This window comes from Sphingomonas sp. IW22, assembly GCF_041321155.1.
Classification (GTDB): domain Bacteria; phylum Pseudomonadota; class Alphaproteobacteria; order Sphingomonadales; family Sphingomonadaceae; genus Sphingomonas.
In genome coordinates this window covers 89,207-104,691 of record NZ_JBGGWB010000003.1, presented here as the reverse complement: position 1 = coordinate 104,691, position 15,485 = coordinate 89,207, and the positions used below count along the sequence as shown (strand labels likewise).

The following is a 15,485-nucleotide window of genomic DNA, read 5'->3' as shown; positions in this document are numbered from 1 at the left end:
ATCAGCAAGCATGTCCGCTTTAATGCGATCGTCAGGCGATCCGCTATGACTGACATTAAGGCGCTTTGCTGACCGGCTGGTTTCCAGCAGCAGTCCGTCAGCTCATGGGCCGACGGCAGACTGACCGCTTCCGGTAAAGGCGGATGTAGAAGCGAACACTGCCCGAGCGACCAGGCGAGTGGCAATTAACGCCCACACCCAGTCGTTCAGATCCGCCACCGCGAACGTCTGCTCCTAACAGAAGCTGCCGCTAGGACGCTCCCCACTAGGCGACGTCACTCGCCGCGTCGGATGGTTATCGACGGCGCCCACAATCGTCTCCACCGTGTAATCGGCGCCCTTGACCAACACGTCGGGGCGCACCGCCCTGATAAGCCGCAAGGGCAGATCTTCTTCGCCCGGCGCTTCGTCGTCGCCGAAGACCATCAGCCAGTCGACCCATTTCAGCGCGCCCAGCACCTCAAGCCGTTGGGCCAGACTGTTATATGGCCGCCCCGCCCCTTTCAGTCGCGAAACCGATCGGTCAGAATTGACCGCGACCAGCAATCGGTCCCCGCGTGCCCGCGCCTGCGCCAGATAATGGACATGCCCCGCATGCAGGATATCGAAGCAGCCATTGGTCATCACGATCCGCTCGCCCCGCATCCGCGAGACCTTTACGTCGCGCAGCACCGCCGCCGCATTATCGACGCCCAGTTCGACCTGCGCCAGTTCAGATGCGGTAACCGATGCAGTGCCACGGCGGCCGACCACAATGCCCGCCGCGCAATTGGCAAGCGCGACCGCATCTTCCATCGGCCAGCCCGATGTCAGCGCGCTGGCGAGGGTCGCCACCACCGTGTCGCCCGCGCCGGTCACGTCGAATACGTCGCGCGCTTCGGCCGGAAGGGTCATCGGCGCCGCACTTTCGCGAAACAGCACCATCCCCTTGTCGCCGCGTGTCACCAGCAGGTTGTCGATCTCCAACCGGGCACGAAGCGCCGCGGCGGCCGATTCAAATTCGGTCGAGCCGTCCGATGCCGCCCGGAACTCGGCTTCGTTCGGTGTCAGGACGGTCGCGCCGCGATAGCGTTCGAAATCGGCGCCTTTGGGATCGACCACCGTTGGCACGCCCGCCTGTCGTGCGGCGTCGATCAATTCGGCCACACCGCTCAAAGTGCCCTTTGCATAGTCGGAGAATACGACCAGTTGGGCGTCGCCCAACAGCGCACGGTAGTCTGCGAGCAGCCCGTCACGATCCGTCGCGTCGAAGCCATTTTCGAAATCGATACGCATCACCTGCTGATGCATGCTGATGGCGCGTATCTTCACGATGGTCCGCGACGCAGGCGCACGGCGGAACCGGCACGTGACTCCCGCCTGTTCGAGCATAGACTGCAACGCATGGCTTTCGGGATCGTCGCCGACATTTGCCAGCAGCGTCACGCGCATCCCCAGCATTGCGATATTAAGGGCCACATTGGCGCTGCCGCCCGGCCGGTCATATGTCTGCGACACGCGAAGCACCGGCACGGGCGCCTCGGGCGAGATACGGTCGGTTGCGCCCTCATGATATCGGTCGAGCATGGCGTCGCCGACGATCAGGATGTGTGCGCCAGAGCGCAGCGCCCGCCGCCCCAGTTCGGGCGCGGCCGCTTCCGACATCGATTCGAACGCGGTCGTCATTCATTGCGCTCCCTGTTTCGGCGTCGGCTTGGCCCCGCGAAATTCGCCGTCTAGATAGAGGCGGCGGCAAGGAAAAGGTGCAAGCGTTGACAGAACAGCGGGACAGAGCCGCCCGCGCCTTTTCCCAGGGTCTTGCACACGGCGGCGCCGGACGACACGATCTGGCACTCGAATGCTTTCAAGAAGCGACGGAGCACGACGCGAACCATGTTGCGGCGCGTTTCAACCTGGCCTTGGTACTCCGACATCTGGGCCGCAGGACAGAAGCGGTCGGTATGCTGCGGACCATTTTGGACCGCATCCCCGATCAGCCCGATACGTTGTTCTGCCTGGCGGGCGCACTCAACGAACTCGGGGATTATCCGGCAGCGCTGGCGCACCTCCTCCAGCTTGAGAAGATCGCTCCGCGCCACCCCGGTCTTGACGAGGCGCTGGGCCTCGCGCTGCTGCGCGCCGAAGCGCCCTGGCAAGCGGAAGCACCGCTCAGACGCGCGATCGTGCAAGATCCCGCCGCCGCAACGACGCTCAACAATCTGGGCGCCGCGTTCATGGCACAGCGCCGCCCCGCCGATGCCGAGCGTCTGTACCGCCGCGCAACGATCATGGACGATACCGTACCCGCCTATCGCAAGAATCTGGGCGTCAGCGAACTTCTGCAGGGCAAGCTGGTGTCGGGATTTCGACATTATGAAGCTCGCCGCGAACAAGCGATCTGGGGCTCGAACCGCAGCTTTCCCGGCATACCGGAATGGCGCGGCGAAGCCATCGCCGGTCGCACGATCCTCATCTATTTCGAGCAGGGCCTTGGCGACACAATCCAGTTCGTCCGCTATTTGGCGGTGCTCAAGGCACGGGGTGCGCGCACAATCTTCCTGTGCCAGCCTGAGCTTGTGGCGCTGCTTGCCGGGGTGGCGGGTATCGACCACCTGATGACCGATGGCGATCCGCTGCCGGATTTCGATTGCCACACCTCGCTCATGAGTGTTCCCGATCGGCTGGCACGACGATTTCGACCATTCCGGGCGGCGTTCCCTATCTCCGCGCGGAGCCGGACGTTGCGCGCTGGTGGGCCGATCGCATCCCGCGCGACGGCTTTCGCGTTGGCCTCCATTGGCAGGCGCGCGGACCGGAACGGGCCATTCCCCCTCAAGCGCTGGCTCCGCTCGCCGCGGTCCCGCGCGTGCGCCTCTACAGCCTGCAACCCGAACCTGCCGTTGAGCGCGATGCGGCTGCCAAGCTCGGCGTCATGACGCGGACGGAAATGGCGCCCGATCACACCAGTTTTCGCGACACGGCGGGCATGATCGCGAACCTCGACCTTGTGATTTGTTGCGATTCGTCCGTCGCTCATGTCGCTGGCGCGATGGGCAAGCCCGTACTACTAATCCTGCCGTGGCTCGGCGACTGGCGCTGGATGCTCGACCCGTATGCCACGCCCTGGTACCCGCACACCCGCCTGCTTCGCAGCCCCGCGCCGGGAGAATGGGACACGCCCGTGCGGGCCGCCGCAGCGTTGCTCACGACCATGGCGTAGGCGCGAATCGGCCGGTTGCGGTACGCCGTGCCGCGCGTTAGCCGGTCGCGCCATGAAAGCGACCATCTGGCACAATCCGCGCTGCGGCACTTCGCGCAAGGCGCTGGCGATCCTTGAGGAAACGCCGGGCCTCGAAGTCAACGTCATCGAATATCTCAAAACGCCGCCGTCGGGCGAGGAATTGCTGCGCCTGTACGCGCGTGCCGGCATGACCCCGCGCGACGGGCTGCGCGCAAAGGAGCCTCTGGCGCGCTAGATGGGGCTGACCAATGCCGACGACGCGACGATCCTGGCCGCGATGATGGCGCACCCCATCCTGATCGAGCGCCCGATGGTCGAAACCGACAAGGGTGCTGCGTTGTGCCGGCCACAGGATCGCGTCCGCGCGCTGCTGTAACGCGCATACGGGGATGACGACGCCCGCACACCCCGCTAGAGGCTGCGCGCATGACCGAGATCACGCCCGAAATCGTCGCCGAACATGGCCTGTCGCCGGAAGAATATCAGCGCGTCCTGAACGCGCTGGGCCGAACGCCCAATCTTACCGAACTGGGCATCTTTTCGGTGATGTGGTCGGAACATTGCAGCTATAAATCCAGCCGCATCCATCTGAAGAAACTGCCGACCGAGGCGCCGTGGGTGATCTGTGGCCCCGGCGAAAATGCGGGCGTCATCGACATTGGCGATGGGCAGGCGGCGATCTTCAAGATGGAGAGCCACAACCACCCGTCCTATATCGAACCGTATCAGGGCGCGGCGACGGGCGTCGGCGGCATCCTGCGCGACGTGTTCACCATGGGCGCGCGGCCGGTCGCCAACATGAACGCGCTGCGATTCGGGCGGCCCGATCACCCCAAGATGCGCCACCTGATCGCGGGCGTGGTCCATGGCATCGGCGGTTACGGCAATTGCGTCGGCGTGCCGACCGTGGGCGGCGAAGTGAACTTCCACCCGGCCTATGACGGCAACATCCTGGTCAACGCGATGACCGTCGGCGTCGCGCAGCAGGACAAGATCTTTTATTCGGCCGCCGCCGGCATCGGCAATCCGGTGGTCTATGTCGGGTCCAAGACGGGTCGCGACGGCATTCACGGCGCGACCATGGCCTCGGCCGATTTCGAAGAGGATTCGGACGCCAAGCGCCCAACGGTGCAGGTCGGCGACCCCTTTACCGAAAAGCTGCTGATCGAAGCGTGTCTGGAACTGATGGCGTCGGACGCGATCGTCGCCATTCAGGACATGGGCGCCGCGGGCCTGACCAGCTCCTCGGTGGAAATGGCGTCCAAGGGCGGCGTCGGCATCGAACTGGTGATGGACAATGTCCCCCAGCGCGAAACCGGCATGACGCCGTATGAAATGATGCTGTCCGAATCGCAGGAACGCATGCTGATGGTGCTGAAGCCCGGCCGCGAGGCTGAAGCTGAGGCGATCTTCCGCAAGTGGGAACTGGATTTCGCGGTCATCGGCACCGTCACCGACACGGGCCGCATGGTGCTGAAGTGGAAGGGCGAGACCGTCGCCGACATTCCGCTGGCTCCGCTGGCCGACGATGCGCCGCTGTATGACCGCCCGCATGTGCCGACGCCCAAGCGCGACGAGCTGACCGACGCGCCGGAGACGAGCGACGTCGCCGCCGACCTGCTCAAGCTGATGGGCAGCCCGGATATCGCCAGCCGCCGCTGGATCTGGGAGCAGTATGACCACATGGTCGGCGCCGACACGGTGCAGCGCCCCGGCGGCGACGCGGCGGTGGTGCGCGTGCATGACACGAACAAGGCCTTGGCGATCACCACCGACTGCACGCCGCGTTATTGCTTTGCTGATCCGGTCGAGGGCGGCAAGCAGGCGATTGCAGAGGCGTGGCGGAACCTGACGGCCGTGGGCGCCAAGCCGCTGGCGGTTACCAACTGCCTCAACTTCGCCAATCCGCAGCGCCCGGAAATCATGGGCCAGCTGGTCGGATGCCTTGAGGGCATGGGCGATGCGTGCCGCGCGCTCGACTTCCCGATCGTCAGCGGCAACGTGTCGCTGTACAATGAATCCAAGGCGACCGGCGGCGGCTCCGCCATCCTGCCCACGCCTGCGATCGGTGGCGTTGGCCTGATGCAGGATTGGCAGAAGTCGGTCGGCATCGGCTTCCGCCGGACCGGCGACGCGATCATCCTGGTGGGTGAGCGCATGGGCCATCTGGGCCAGTCGCTGTGGCTGCGCGAAGTGCATGGGCGGGAAGACGGCCCACCGCCGCCCGTCGATCTGAAGGCCGAAAAGCGCACCGGCGACTTCATCCGTGCCCAGATCGAAAAGGGCGCGATCAAGGCGTGCCACGACGTGTCCGACGGCGGTCTGGCGGTCGCGATTGCCGAAATGGCGCTGGCGGGCGATATCGGCGCACTGATCGACGCGGTGCAGCCCTTCGGCATGGCCGAGAGCTTCTTTGGCGAGGATCAGGGCCTGTATGTCGTCACCGTGTGCGACCAGTGCCTGGCCGATTTCATGGCCGACGCCGACCGCGCCGACGTGCCTGCCGACCCGCTGGGCCGCACCATTCGCGACCGGCTGGTGTTCGAAACCGAAGCGGGCGACTGGACCGTCAGCCTGGCCGACCTGCGCGCCGCGCATGAGGGCTTCTTTCCCAAGCTGATGCAGGGCGAGGTCGCGGCCTGACGCCTGACAGCACCCTCACCCGCCCCCCGCGCCACGTCCCGCTGGACGTGGTGCGCGGGGTGGCGGTGATGGGGATTTTGACGATCAACATCATCGGCTTCGCCCTGCCGGGCGATGCCTATGTCAATCCGCTGGCCTGGGGCGGCGACCGTGCGGTCGATCTGGGCGTATGGGCATTCACGCAAATGCTGCTCGAAGGGCGGATGCGCGGGCTGTTCGCGATGCTGTTCGGCGCGGGCGTGCTGATGCTGTCGATGCGGGCCACGCATCCGGTGCGCCGCCATTATGCGCGCATGGCCGTGCTGGCGGTGTTTGGCCTCGCCCATGGCTATCTGATCTGGAACGGCGATATCCTGCTGCATTATGCGGTATTGGGCTGTTTGTTGCCGATCGCATGGGATTGGGATTCGGGGCGGCTGGCCCGGGCGGGCATCGTCGTGCTGGTGCTGCACACCGCGTTGCTGTCGATCCAGTTCGGCGGGGCGCTGTATTTCCAGTCGCTGGCCACCGCGCCCGATGCGCCTGCCGATCTGGTCGCCCGCTACCAGGCGATGGTCGCCACCTTCCCCCATGCGGGCAGCGCCACCGTGGCCGCCGACCTTGCCGCCTTTCGCGGCGAATGGGCCGATGCGGTCGCCTATCGCTGGTTCGTGCGCGGTGCCGCGCCGCTTCGCCTGCTGGAGTTCGCGGGTGGCGAGTCGCTGGGTTATATGCTGATCGGCATGGCCCTGTACCGCGCGGGTGCGCTGACGGCCGAGTGGTCCGACGCGGCGCTGCGGCGGATGATGATGTGGGGCTATGCGTTGGGCCTCCCGGGCATGGTCGCGCTGACGGCGTGGGGGGCGCTTTCGGGCTTCGATCCCGTGGTGCTGACGGGCAATTTTCTGGCTTGGTCGATTCCATTCCGGGTCGCCAGCGCGCTTGGCCATCTTACGCTGATCCTGTGGCTGGCGCGGCGCTTCGCGGCGGCGCGGTTGACCGCACGGATTGCGGCAGCGGGCCGCATGGCGTTCACCAACTATCTTGCGACGAGCATCCTGATGACGACCATCTTCTACGGTCACGGGCTGAACCTGTATGCGCAAGTGCCACGCGCGGAGTTGTACCTGTTCGTGGCGGCAATGTGGGCGGTGATGCTGATCGTGTCGCCGTGGTGGCTTGCGCGATTCGGGCAGGGTCCTGTCGAATGGTTGTGGCGCCGTCTGTCCGGCGGCACCGCCCACCGCAAAAGTGCGAACGCGACGCAATAAGGCTTGCGAGGCAGTTGCAATAACCGTAGAACGATTCGCAACAGCGAGAGGGTTCGATGGTCGTCTGCGTCTGCAATGCAATTCGCGAACGGGAAGTGCGGGAAGTGGCCCGTGGCGGCGCACGCAGCGCCTGTCAGGCGTATCGCGCGCTTGGGTGCCAGGCCAAATGCGGTCAGTGTGTGCCGTTCGCGCGAGCCATTATCGATTCCGAACGCGCTGCTGCCTGACGTTCGCAGCACCGAAAAAGCCCGGATTTCAGCCATTTTCCGGGTATCAACGCCTCGTTGATGGCGCTATTCTGGCGATCTGTTCCGTATCCAGAATAAAGGCCGACCGTCATGAAGGGCGACCCCCAGGTCATCGAGTATTTGAACCTCGCGCTCAAGAACGAGCTGACCGCGATCAATCAATATTGGCTGCACTATCGCCTGCTCGACCATTGGGGTGTGTACAAGCTCGCCCAGTTTGAGCGGAAGGAATCAATCGAAGAAATGGAGCATGCCGACTGGCTGTCGGAACGCATCCTGTTCCTCGACGGGCTGCCCAATTTCCAGCTGCTCGGCCGCCTTCGTATCGGTGAGACGGTGGAGGAAGTGCTGAAGGGCGACCTGGCGCTTGAAGAGGAAGCGATTCCGCTGCTGCGCGACGCGATCGAGCATTGCGAGAAGGTGCGCGATTACGTCAGCCGCGACCTGTTCCGCCGCATTCTCGACAGCGAGGAAGAGCATCTCGACACGCTGGAGCGTCAGTTCGACATGATCGAGCGCATGGGCATCCAGAATTATATCCAGCTCAATTCGCGTTCGGAAAACGACGCCGACGGCAAGGATTGAGGAACCGGCGGGCGGGGCTTACGCGTTCGGCGTGAACCCCGCCTGATGAACCGAGAACCGCCATCCTACAGCCCAGCGACACCGCGTCTCCGATACCGGCAAGGACCGAGGACGGGTTGCCGCGTCCGCGCCGTTTCGTTGCCATCGCGGCGATTTCGTTCGGCACCGCCCTGTTCGTGATCGACGGGGCGATCGCCAATGTCGCCCTGCCCACCATCGCCCGCGATACCGGCGTCACCGCGGGCGCGGTGGTCGCCGTCGTGACCCTTTATCAACTCGTGCTGGTGATGGGCCTGTTGCCCTTTGCCAATCTGGGCGACCGGCTGGGGCACCGCCGGCTGTATCAGGTCGGGCAGGTCGTTTTCCTGTTCGCGTCCGCCGCCAGCCTGCTGGTCGACAGCTTTGCAGGTCTATTGGTCGTGCGCGTGGCGCAGGCGTTGGGCGCGGGCATGGCGCTGAGCGTGTCGGCGGCGATGTTGCGGACCATCTATCCCGCGCGGCGACTGGGTTCCGGGTTGGGCATCAACAGCGTGATCGTCGCATCCGCCAACGCGCTGGCGCCGACGCTGGGCGGTTTCATCGTCGGCCATGCCGACTGGCGCTGGGTGTTCTGCGCCGCCGCGCCCTTTGCACTGGTATCGATCCTTCTCGGCCGGTCGCTGCCCGAACCGCGCCCGCGTGACGAGCGGTTCGACTGGGCAGGCGGCGTGTGGAGCGCGGCGACCATCGGCGCGATCATCGGCGGCATCGAGCTGGCCGCGCACAGCGCCGAAGCATTCGCCCCTGGTGTCGCGATGATGGCGGGCGGTGTGCTGTCCGCCGTGCTGCTGGTCCGGCGGGAGCGGCAGCGCACGCGACCGGTGCTGCCGGTCGATTTGCTGGGCCAGCGCGTGATCGGCCTGTCGGTGCTGGGCGCGATCAGTGCGTTTCTCGCATCCGCTTCGCTCATCGTGCTGCTGCCATTCCGGTTCGAGCAGGGCATGGGTTATCCGCCCGAACAGGTGGGCCTGCTGATCCTGCCGGTCCCGCTGACGCTGTTGGTTGTGGCGCCACTGGCGGGGTGGCTGTCGGATCGGATCAAACCGTCGCTGCTGGGCATTGCCGGATGCGCGCTGGCAATTGCGGGCCTGCTGCTGATCGCGGCGATGCCGGGGGACGCGGCCTGGCCCGACATTGGGTGGCGTTTGTCGCTGACGGCATGCGGGTTCGGCCTGTTTTTTGCCCCGAATTCGCGGCTGATCATCGGACAGGCACCAAAGGACCGGGCGGCGGCGGCGGGCGGGCTGCTGTCCACCGGGCGGCTGCTGGGCCAGACCTTGGGCGCGTCAACGGTCGGCGTAATGCTGGCGATGGGCTTGGGGCTCGGCCCGGTGCCGCTGTTCGTTGCGGCCGCCTTTGCCGGGCTGGCACTGTTGTGCAGTGTCGTGCGGCTTCGCACCACCTGACGCAACCGGTGCGCGTTCCGGCCGTTGTCAGGGCAACCCAACAAGGAGTTTGCCATGCAGGTCGATCAGGAACAGGATGCACGAATTCGCGGAACGATGTGGAAGGCGATGGGCAAAAGCCCGTTCGTCATGGTCGGGCTGGTCGGCAGCCACGACCATCATGAGCCGATGACGGCGCAGCTCGATCCCGACGCGAACAGCGAGTTCTGGTTCTATTGCAACCGCGACAACCGCATCGCCAAGGGTGGTGAGGCGATGGTGCAGTTCGTGTCCAAGGGGCAGGACCTGTTCGCATGCATCCACGGCACGCTGGTCGAGGAAACGCGGCGCGAAATCTTCGACAAATACTGGTCGAACCCGGTCGAGGCATGGTTCGAGGGCGGCAAGGAAGATCCCAACGTCATGATGCTGCGCTTCGACCTGAAGGATGCCGAGGTCTGGGAGGCCGACCTGTCGCTGACCGGCAAGCTGAAGCTGATGACCGGCAACACCATCCGCCCCGATGAGGCGGGCAAGCACGCCGAAGTCGCGCTGTAACGACGTCGGGCGGCGCCAGGTGCGCCGCCCGTCGGTCAATCCTTTGGCTCGTGCTTTGCCACCGCCATCTGCTCTCGCACCTGACCGTAGGCGATCAGCGCGAACAGGCCGCTGCCGCCGATCACGTTGCCCAGAAATGCGGGCGCGATAAAGCCGAACAGCACCCAGTCGATCCCCACCCTGCCCGCCAGCAGGAGCAGCCACGCCTCGGCCGAGCCGACGACGACATGGGTGAAGCCCCCCGCTGAGACCAGCCACGTGATGCCGACCACGACGCCCAGCGCATCTTGCCGCGCATTGGGCAGGATCCAGGCAAGACTGGCGATCAGGAACCCCGCAGGGATGCCCCTCACCAGCAGCGCGCCGAAGGAGTATTCGGTCAGGTGCCCGGCAAATTCCAGTGCGCCGTCCAGCGTTTGTGCATCCACAATCCATTGCATCGCGATCATCGACGCGACGATGAACGTGCCGATCAGATTGCCGATCAGCACGATTGCCCACAGCCGCACCAGGCGAAGGCAATTGATCGGTCGCGGGTCGGCGATGACGGGCAGCACCGCAGTAACCGTCGCTTCCGTGAACAGTTGGAGATTGCCCAACACTACGATCACGAAGCCCAGCGTATAGCCAAGCGCCGCGACCAGTTCGACCCATGGCGCGTCGGGCAGGTGGCCGCGCAGCGTGGCGACGCCAAGCAGAGACGCACATACGCCGATGCCCGCCGCCAGCGCGGAAAAGAACAGGCCGCTTGCCGGGCGATGCAACTCCTCATCGCCCGCAGCGCGGATCACTTCATAGACCACCAGTGCCGATCCGGTCTGACGATCGGCCACATCCTCACGCTCCCCGGCGTCCAGATGGTCGGGTTCCTGCGGCTCGTCAGGGACTTCGCCGCTGGGGGTCATCCTGAATGCGCCGCCATCCACTGTTCGACCACGGGTGCGATGCGCGTGCGCCATTTCGAACCGTTGAAGATGCCGTAATGGCCGACGCCCTCGGCCATCAGATATTTCTTCTTCGCCTCGTCCAGCGCCGTCGCGATGGTCAGCGCCGCCTTTGTCTGGCCGATGCCTGAGATGTCGTCACGCTCGCCCTCGATCGCCAGGATGCCGACATCGGTGATCGCAGCGGGATCGACCGGGCGGCCGCGATGCGTCATCTCACCCAGCGGCAGGGCGTGGCGCTGGAACACCAGATCGATCGTCTGGAGATAGAATTCGGCCGTCATGTCGCAGACCGATCGATATTCCTCGTAGAAGCGCATCGTCGCATCGGCGCTTTCGTCGTCGCCCTGGACCAGATGCTTGAACATTTCCCAGTGGGAAATCAGGTGGTTGCCCAGATTCATCGTCATGAACCCGGCCAGCTGAAGGAAACCGGGATAAACCTGGCGCCCGGCGCCGGCATACAGCATCGGTACCGTCGCGATCACATTCTGCTGGAACCAGGCATGGGGCCGTTCGGTCGCCAGCGTATTGACGGCGGTCGGCGCCTCACGCGTGTCGATCGGCCCGCCCATCATGGTCAGCGTGCGCGGCAGGTTCGGGTGCTTGTCCGCGCTCATCAACGCCACGGCGGCATAGCAGGGGACCGACGGCTGGCAGACCGCCAGCATATGCGCGCGCGCATCGCCCTCCGCCCCGATTTGCGCCAGCCAGTCGACGACATAATCGATATAGTCGTCCAGGTCGAAGCCACCCTCGCTCAGCGGCACCAGCTTCGCGTCGCGCCAGTCGGTGATATAGACATCCGCAACCGGCAGCATCCGCTCGACCGTGCCGCGCAGCAGCGTCGCATAATGGCCCGACATGGGCGCCACGATCAGCAGCTTCGGCCCGCCCTGAACGCCCTCGCGCACGAAATGCTTGAGCTGGCCGAACGGCTTGCGCGCGACGATCTCTTCACGCACGGCCACGGGCTTGCCGTCGATCATCGTCTGGTTCAGCCCGAATTCGGGCTTGCCGCGCGGCGCGGCGGCATGGGCAAAGACCTCAAGCGCCGATGCCACCACCGGACCGCCACCGAAATAGGAAAAGGGGTTGGCAGGATTGTTGAGAAGGCCGGCCCCGAAATTGGCGAGCGCGCTGGCGCCCGCCAGCATCGAGCGCTGCATTTCATAGGCATTATAAAGCATTGGCCGTCCTTCCTGTCCCACCTTCCCCGCACATGGTGCGGAAAGGGCAGGCCGATATAGCAATCACGCCATGTCGCCCGCAATGTCGTGGTAACACGGCACCCTTACCCGTTGGTTGGGGTATCAACGCGCGCCTTTGCCATTCGGCTGCATGGGATCAGCGCGGGGCCAGACCGTGACGCAGGAAATCGGCCATATCGGCGGCGATGTCGTCGGCGGGGCGGTCCTCGTTCCAGACCCCGTATCGCAGGCCCAGAAACACGTTCATCCCCATGATCGCCCATGCATGGGCCGCACCGACGTCGGCGCGCACCTCCCCGCGCGCAGCGGCGGCGCGCAGCCGCGCCTCGATCCGTTCGGCCGTGGTCGCGTAATGAAGGCGAAAACTGTCGGCATCGACGAACTCCGCCTCGTCGATGATGCGGTAGATTTCCTTGTGCGCGCGCACGAACTCGATGAAGTGGCGCAGGCCCGCCTGCTCGGCGGCGATACCATCCGGCGCCGTGCGGATCGCGGGAGCGACATGATCGCGAACCTGTGCCGACATGTCGCGCACCAGCGCGCGGAACACCGCATCCTTTGAGTCGAAATAGGTGTAAAAGCTGCCCAGCGCCACGCCGGCCCGGCGCGTGATTCCACTGATCGAACCTTCGTGGAAACCCTTTTCCCCGAATTCGACGGCCGCCGCGTCCAATATGGCGCGCAGCGTGCGCCGACCGCGTGCGGTGCGGGGTGCCTTACCCTCGCTTGCCCCGGTCGCCTGTTGATCCTGTTCGTCGGGCAAGCGTGCCATCGACCCCCTCCCCCATCTCGGACTTCTCAAGTTGAAACCCGGTTCAGGTTTCAGTATAACGCAGCCTACCAGTGCACAACCCCGCAGCGAAAAGCGGGGATGCCTTATGGGAGGGGATCTGGCCGATGGCTCGCTTGCGCAATCGTTTCGCCGCATATCTGATGTTCACCGTTGCGCCCGTCGCGCTGCTGGCGGCGCCCGCCGCCGCGCAGGAAATGGCCGCGCCCGCCGATGCAGAGGCGCAGGCCGCCGAAGCGCCACCACCGTCCGCCGCGCTTGGCGACCAGGAAATCGTCGTGACGGCGCAGCGCCGCTCCGAATCGCTGCTGCGCGTGCCGATCGCGGTCACCGCCTATTCGGGTGAAGCGCTTGAGGCACAGGGCGCGATCGACCTGTCCGACATTGGCGACACCACGCCCAACGTCACGCTTGAGCCGTCACGCGGGACCAATTCGACACTGACCGCCTTCATCCGCGGCGTGGGTCAGCAGGACCCGGTGCCCGGATTTGAATCGGGCGTTGGCCTGTATCTGGACGATGTCTATCTCAACCGCCCGCAAGCGGCACTGCTGGACATTTACGACGTCGAGCGGATCGAGGTGCTGCGCGGGCCGCAGGGCACGCTTTACGGCCGCAACACCATCGGCGGCGCGATCAAATATGTGACGCGGCGACTGCCCGACCGCCTGTCGGTCAATGCCCGCGCCACCTATGGCAGCTACGATCAGGCCGATGGCGTGCTCAGCGTCTCCACCCCGCTGACCGACGGCATCCGCGTCGGCGTTGCGGGCGCGCGGCTGTCACGCGGGGGTTTCGGCGACAATCTGACGCTGGGGATCGAGAACTACAACAAAGACGTATGGGCCGGTCGCGGGACCATCGAGTTCGAGACGCCCGACAACCGCCTGTTCGTCCGCATTTCGGGCGATTACACCCACGACAAGTCGAACGCGCGCAATGGCCACCGGCTGATCCCCGGCATCGCGTCGGGCGCGCCGGTGCTTGACGATGTGTTCGACACCCGCGCCGGGCTGGCCTTCCCGCTCAACGACATCGAAGCGGGCGGGCTAGCCATGAACATCAGCGCCGAGATTGCCACGGGCCTGACACTGAAAAGCATCAGCGCATGGCGCGAGGATCGCAGCCTGACGCCCATCGATTTCGACGCGCTGCCCAGCGTCGATGTCGATGTGCCCGCCGTTTATCGCAACGAACAGATCAGCCAGGAATTCCAGCTGGCATATGAAAGCGACCGGCTGAACGGTCTGGTCGGCTTTTACTATCTCGACGCGCGCGCCTCGACCCGGTTCGACGTGATCCTGGCGACGACGGGTCCGGCGCTGGGCCTGCCCGTCTCGGCCGGGTTCGGACAGCAGACGGCGGGCGATGTGCGTACCGACACCTGGTCGGGCTTTGCCGACTTCACCTATGACGTGACCGACTGGCTCGCACTGTCGGGTGGCATTCGCTACACCAGCGATACCCGGCGCTCGGCGATCTTCAAGGCCAACCGGCTGGGTGGTGCCGACGCACAGTTCGGCGGCAGCGGCACCAATCTTGGCGCGCCGATCACCAATTTCGAAGGCGAAGCGACCTTCGACAAATGGACCCCGCGCGCGGCCATCACGCTGACGCCCACCGACAATTTCATGGCCTATGCCTCTTATTCAAAGGGGTTCAAGGGCGGCGGGTTCGACCCGCGCGGCAGCGCCAATATCGCGCCCAACAACAATGGCGTGCCGGGCATCCAGTATGACGACATTTACGACTTCTTCCTGTTCGAACCCGAAACGGTCGACAGCTATGAAGTGGGCGTCAAGGGATCGCTGTTCGACCGCGGCCTGACCTATGCCGTCACTGGCTTCTGGTCCGATTACACCGACGTACAGGTGCCCGGATCGGTCGGCGTCGACGCCAATGGCGACGGCATTTTCGAAGGTTTTGCAGGCGTCACCACCAATGCCGCCGCCGCGACGCTGAAGGGTGTTGAGGCGGAGATCTTCGCGCGCCTGCTGCGCGATTTCGCAGGCGCCGGATCACAGGTCAGCTTTTCCGGAACGCTCGGCTATATCGACGCGAAATATGACAGCTTCATCGGCCCCGCCGGCAATGAAGTGGCTGATTTCCGCCGCATCCAGAACACGCCCGACTGGACGCTGTCGGGCACTTTGGGGTCGATCGTGCCCATTGGCACGGGTGAGCTGAACGCCTCCACCACGCTCAGCTATCGCAGCGACACGACGCAGTTCGAAGTGCCCAACCCGTTCCTCGACCAGCCGGGCTATGCCCTGTGGGACGCGAGCATCAATTACAGCTTCGGACCGGAGCGGCGCTATTCGATTGGTCTGCACGGCAAGAACCTGACTGATGAGCGCTACATCACCTCGGGCTATCTGTTCGCGCTGGCGAATCCCCAGACCGGTCTGCCGATCATCACTCCGACGGGCGGCATCACCCCGTCGCTGGGGCGAGAGGGCGTGGCGACCGCATTTTACGGTAATCCGCGTCAGTTCTATGTGACGCTGGGCCTAAAGTTCTAAAGGGGGGAATGGGCGGGCGCCGCATCGCGCTCGCCCATTATGCGCCGGAAAGGCTTGGCATCCGCGCACGATCGCGTAAGCTGTCGTCAG

At 65.0% G+C, this 15,485-nt stretch carries 13 protein-coding genes and 1 pseudogene; 10 read left to right on the top strand and 4 right to left on the bottom strand.

Going from position 1 to position 15,485, the window contains the following annotated elements; genetic code table 11:
- Positions 1 to 234: 234 nt before the first annotated feature.
- Positions 235 to 1,665: a bifunctional D-glycero-beta-D-manno-heptose-7-phosphate kinase/D-glycero-beta-D-manno-heptose 1-phosphate adenylyltransferase HldE gene (hldE, locus tag ACAX61_RS14000; protein ID WP_370715465.1), complete on the bottom strand. Its 1,431-nt coding sequence runs from the start codon at positions 1,663 to 1,665 to the stop codon at positions 235 to 237.
- Between hldE and ACAX61_RS13995 the strand changes: the two genes are divergently transcribed.
- The 9 genes and pseudogenes from ACAX61_RS13995 (at position 1,590) to ACAX61_RS13955 (ending at position 9,928) form a co-directional block, all read left to right on the top strand.
- Positions 1,590 to 2,915 (top strand): tetratricopeptide repeat protein, encoded by a 1,326-nt coding sequence (locus tag ACAX61_RS13995; RefSeq protein WP_370715464.1) that lies wholly within the window; start codon positions 1,590 to 1,592, stop codon positions 2,913 to 2,915. The two genes, hldE and ACAX61_RS13995, sit on opposite strands and share 76 nt — an antisense overlap.
- Positions 2,912 to 3,199: a glycosyltransferase family 9 protein gene (locus tag ACAX61_RS13990; RefSeq protein ID WP_370715463.1), complete on the top strand. Its 288-nt coding sequence runs from the start codon at positions 2,912 to 2,914 to the stop codon at positions 3,197 to 3,199. Before ACAX61_RS13995 ends, ACAX61_RS13990 begins: the two co-directional genes overlap by 4 nt.
- Positions 3,200 to 3,251: 52 nt before the next feature.
- A pseudogene (gene arsC, locus ACAX61_RS13985) lies at positions 3,252 to 3,596 on the top strand (arsenate reductase (glutaredoxin)).
- Positions 3,597 to 3,646: 50 nt separating this feature from the next.
- A complete protein-coding gene (gene purL, locus ACAX61_RS13980; protein WP_370715462.1) occupies positions 3,647 to 5,863 on the top strand; it encodes a phosphoribosylformylglycinamidine synthase subunit PurL in 2,217 nt (738 codons plus the stop codon).
- Between the two features lie 68 nt (positions 5,864 to 5,931).
- Complete coding sequence (locus tag ACAX61_RS13975) at positions 5,932 to 7,113, top strand: DUF418 domain-containing protein (RefSeq protein ID WP_370715461.1); 1,182 nt, start codon at positions 5,932 to 5,934, stop codon at positions 7,111 to 7,113.
- A gap of 56 nt (positions 7,114 to 7,169) precedes the next feature.
- On the top strand, positions 7,170 to 7,340 hold the full coding sequence (locus ACAX61_RS13970) for a (2Fe-2S)-binding protein (protein ID WP_370715460.1): 171 nt from the start codon (positions 7,170 to 7,172) through the stop codon (positions 7,338 to 7,340).
- 111 nt (positions 7,341 to 7,451) lie between these two features.
- Positions 7,452 to 7,946, top strand: a complete 495-nt coding sequence (bfr, locus tag ACAX61_RS13965; protein ID WP_370715459.1) for a bacterioferritin — start codon at positions 7,452 to 7,454, stop codon at positions 7,944 to 7,946.
- A gap of 116 nt (positions 7,947 to 8,062) precedes the next feature.
- A complete protein-coding gene (locus ACAX61_RS13960) occupies positions 8,063 to 9,391 on the top strand; it encodes an MFS transporter (RefSeq protein WP_370715458.1) in 1,329 nt (442 codons plus the stop codon).
- Positions 9,392 to 9,445: 54 nt separating this feature from the next.
- Complete coding sequence (locus ACAX61_RS13955) at positions 9,446 to 9,928, top strand: pyridoxamine 5'-phosphate oxidase family protein (protein WP_370715457.1); 483 nt, start codon at positions 9,446 to 9,448, stop codon at positions 9,926 to 9,928.
- Positions 9,929 to 9,963: 35 nt separating this feature from the next.
- On the opposite strand, the gene ACAX61_RS13950 is transcribed toward ACAX61_RS13955, so the two are convergent.
- The 3 genes from ACAX61_RS13950 to ACAX61_RS13940 form a co-directional block, all read right to left on the bottom strand.
- Complete coding sequence (locus ACAX61_RS13950; RefSeq protein WP_370715456.1) at positions 9,964 to 10,833, bottom strand: formate/nitrite transporter family protein; 870 nt, start codon at positions 10,831 to 10,833, stop codon at positions 9,964 to 9,966.
- Positions 10,830 to 12,062 (bottom strand): polyhydroxyalkanoate depolymerase, encoded by a 1,233-nt coding sequence (locus tag ACAX61_RS13945; protein ID WP_370715455.1) that lies wholly within the window; start codon positions 12,060 to 12,062, stop codon positions 10,830 to 10,832. The genes ACAX61_RS13950 and ACAX61_RS13945 overlap by 4 nt, the downstream gene beginning before the upstream one ends.
- A 157-nt stretch (positions 12,063 to 12,219) precedes the next feature.
- Positions 12,220 to 12,855, bottom strand: a complete 636-nt coding sequence (locus tag ACAX61_RS13940; protein ID WP_370715454.1) for a TetR/AcrR family transcriptional regulator — start codon at positions 12,853 to 12,855, stop codon at positions 12,220 to 12,222.
- 125 nt (positions 12,856 to 12,980) lie between these two features.
- Here ACAX61_RS13940 and ACAX61_RS13935 point away from each other — a divergent pair, with 125 nt between their 5' ends.
- Entirely contained in the window at positions 12,981 to 15,395 is a 2,415-nt protein-coding gene (locus ACAX61_RS13935; protein WP_370715453.1) for a TonB-dependent receptor, read from the top strand.
- The last annotated feature ends 90 nt before the right edge of the window (positions 15,396 to 15,485 follow it).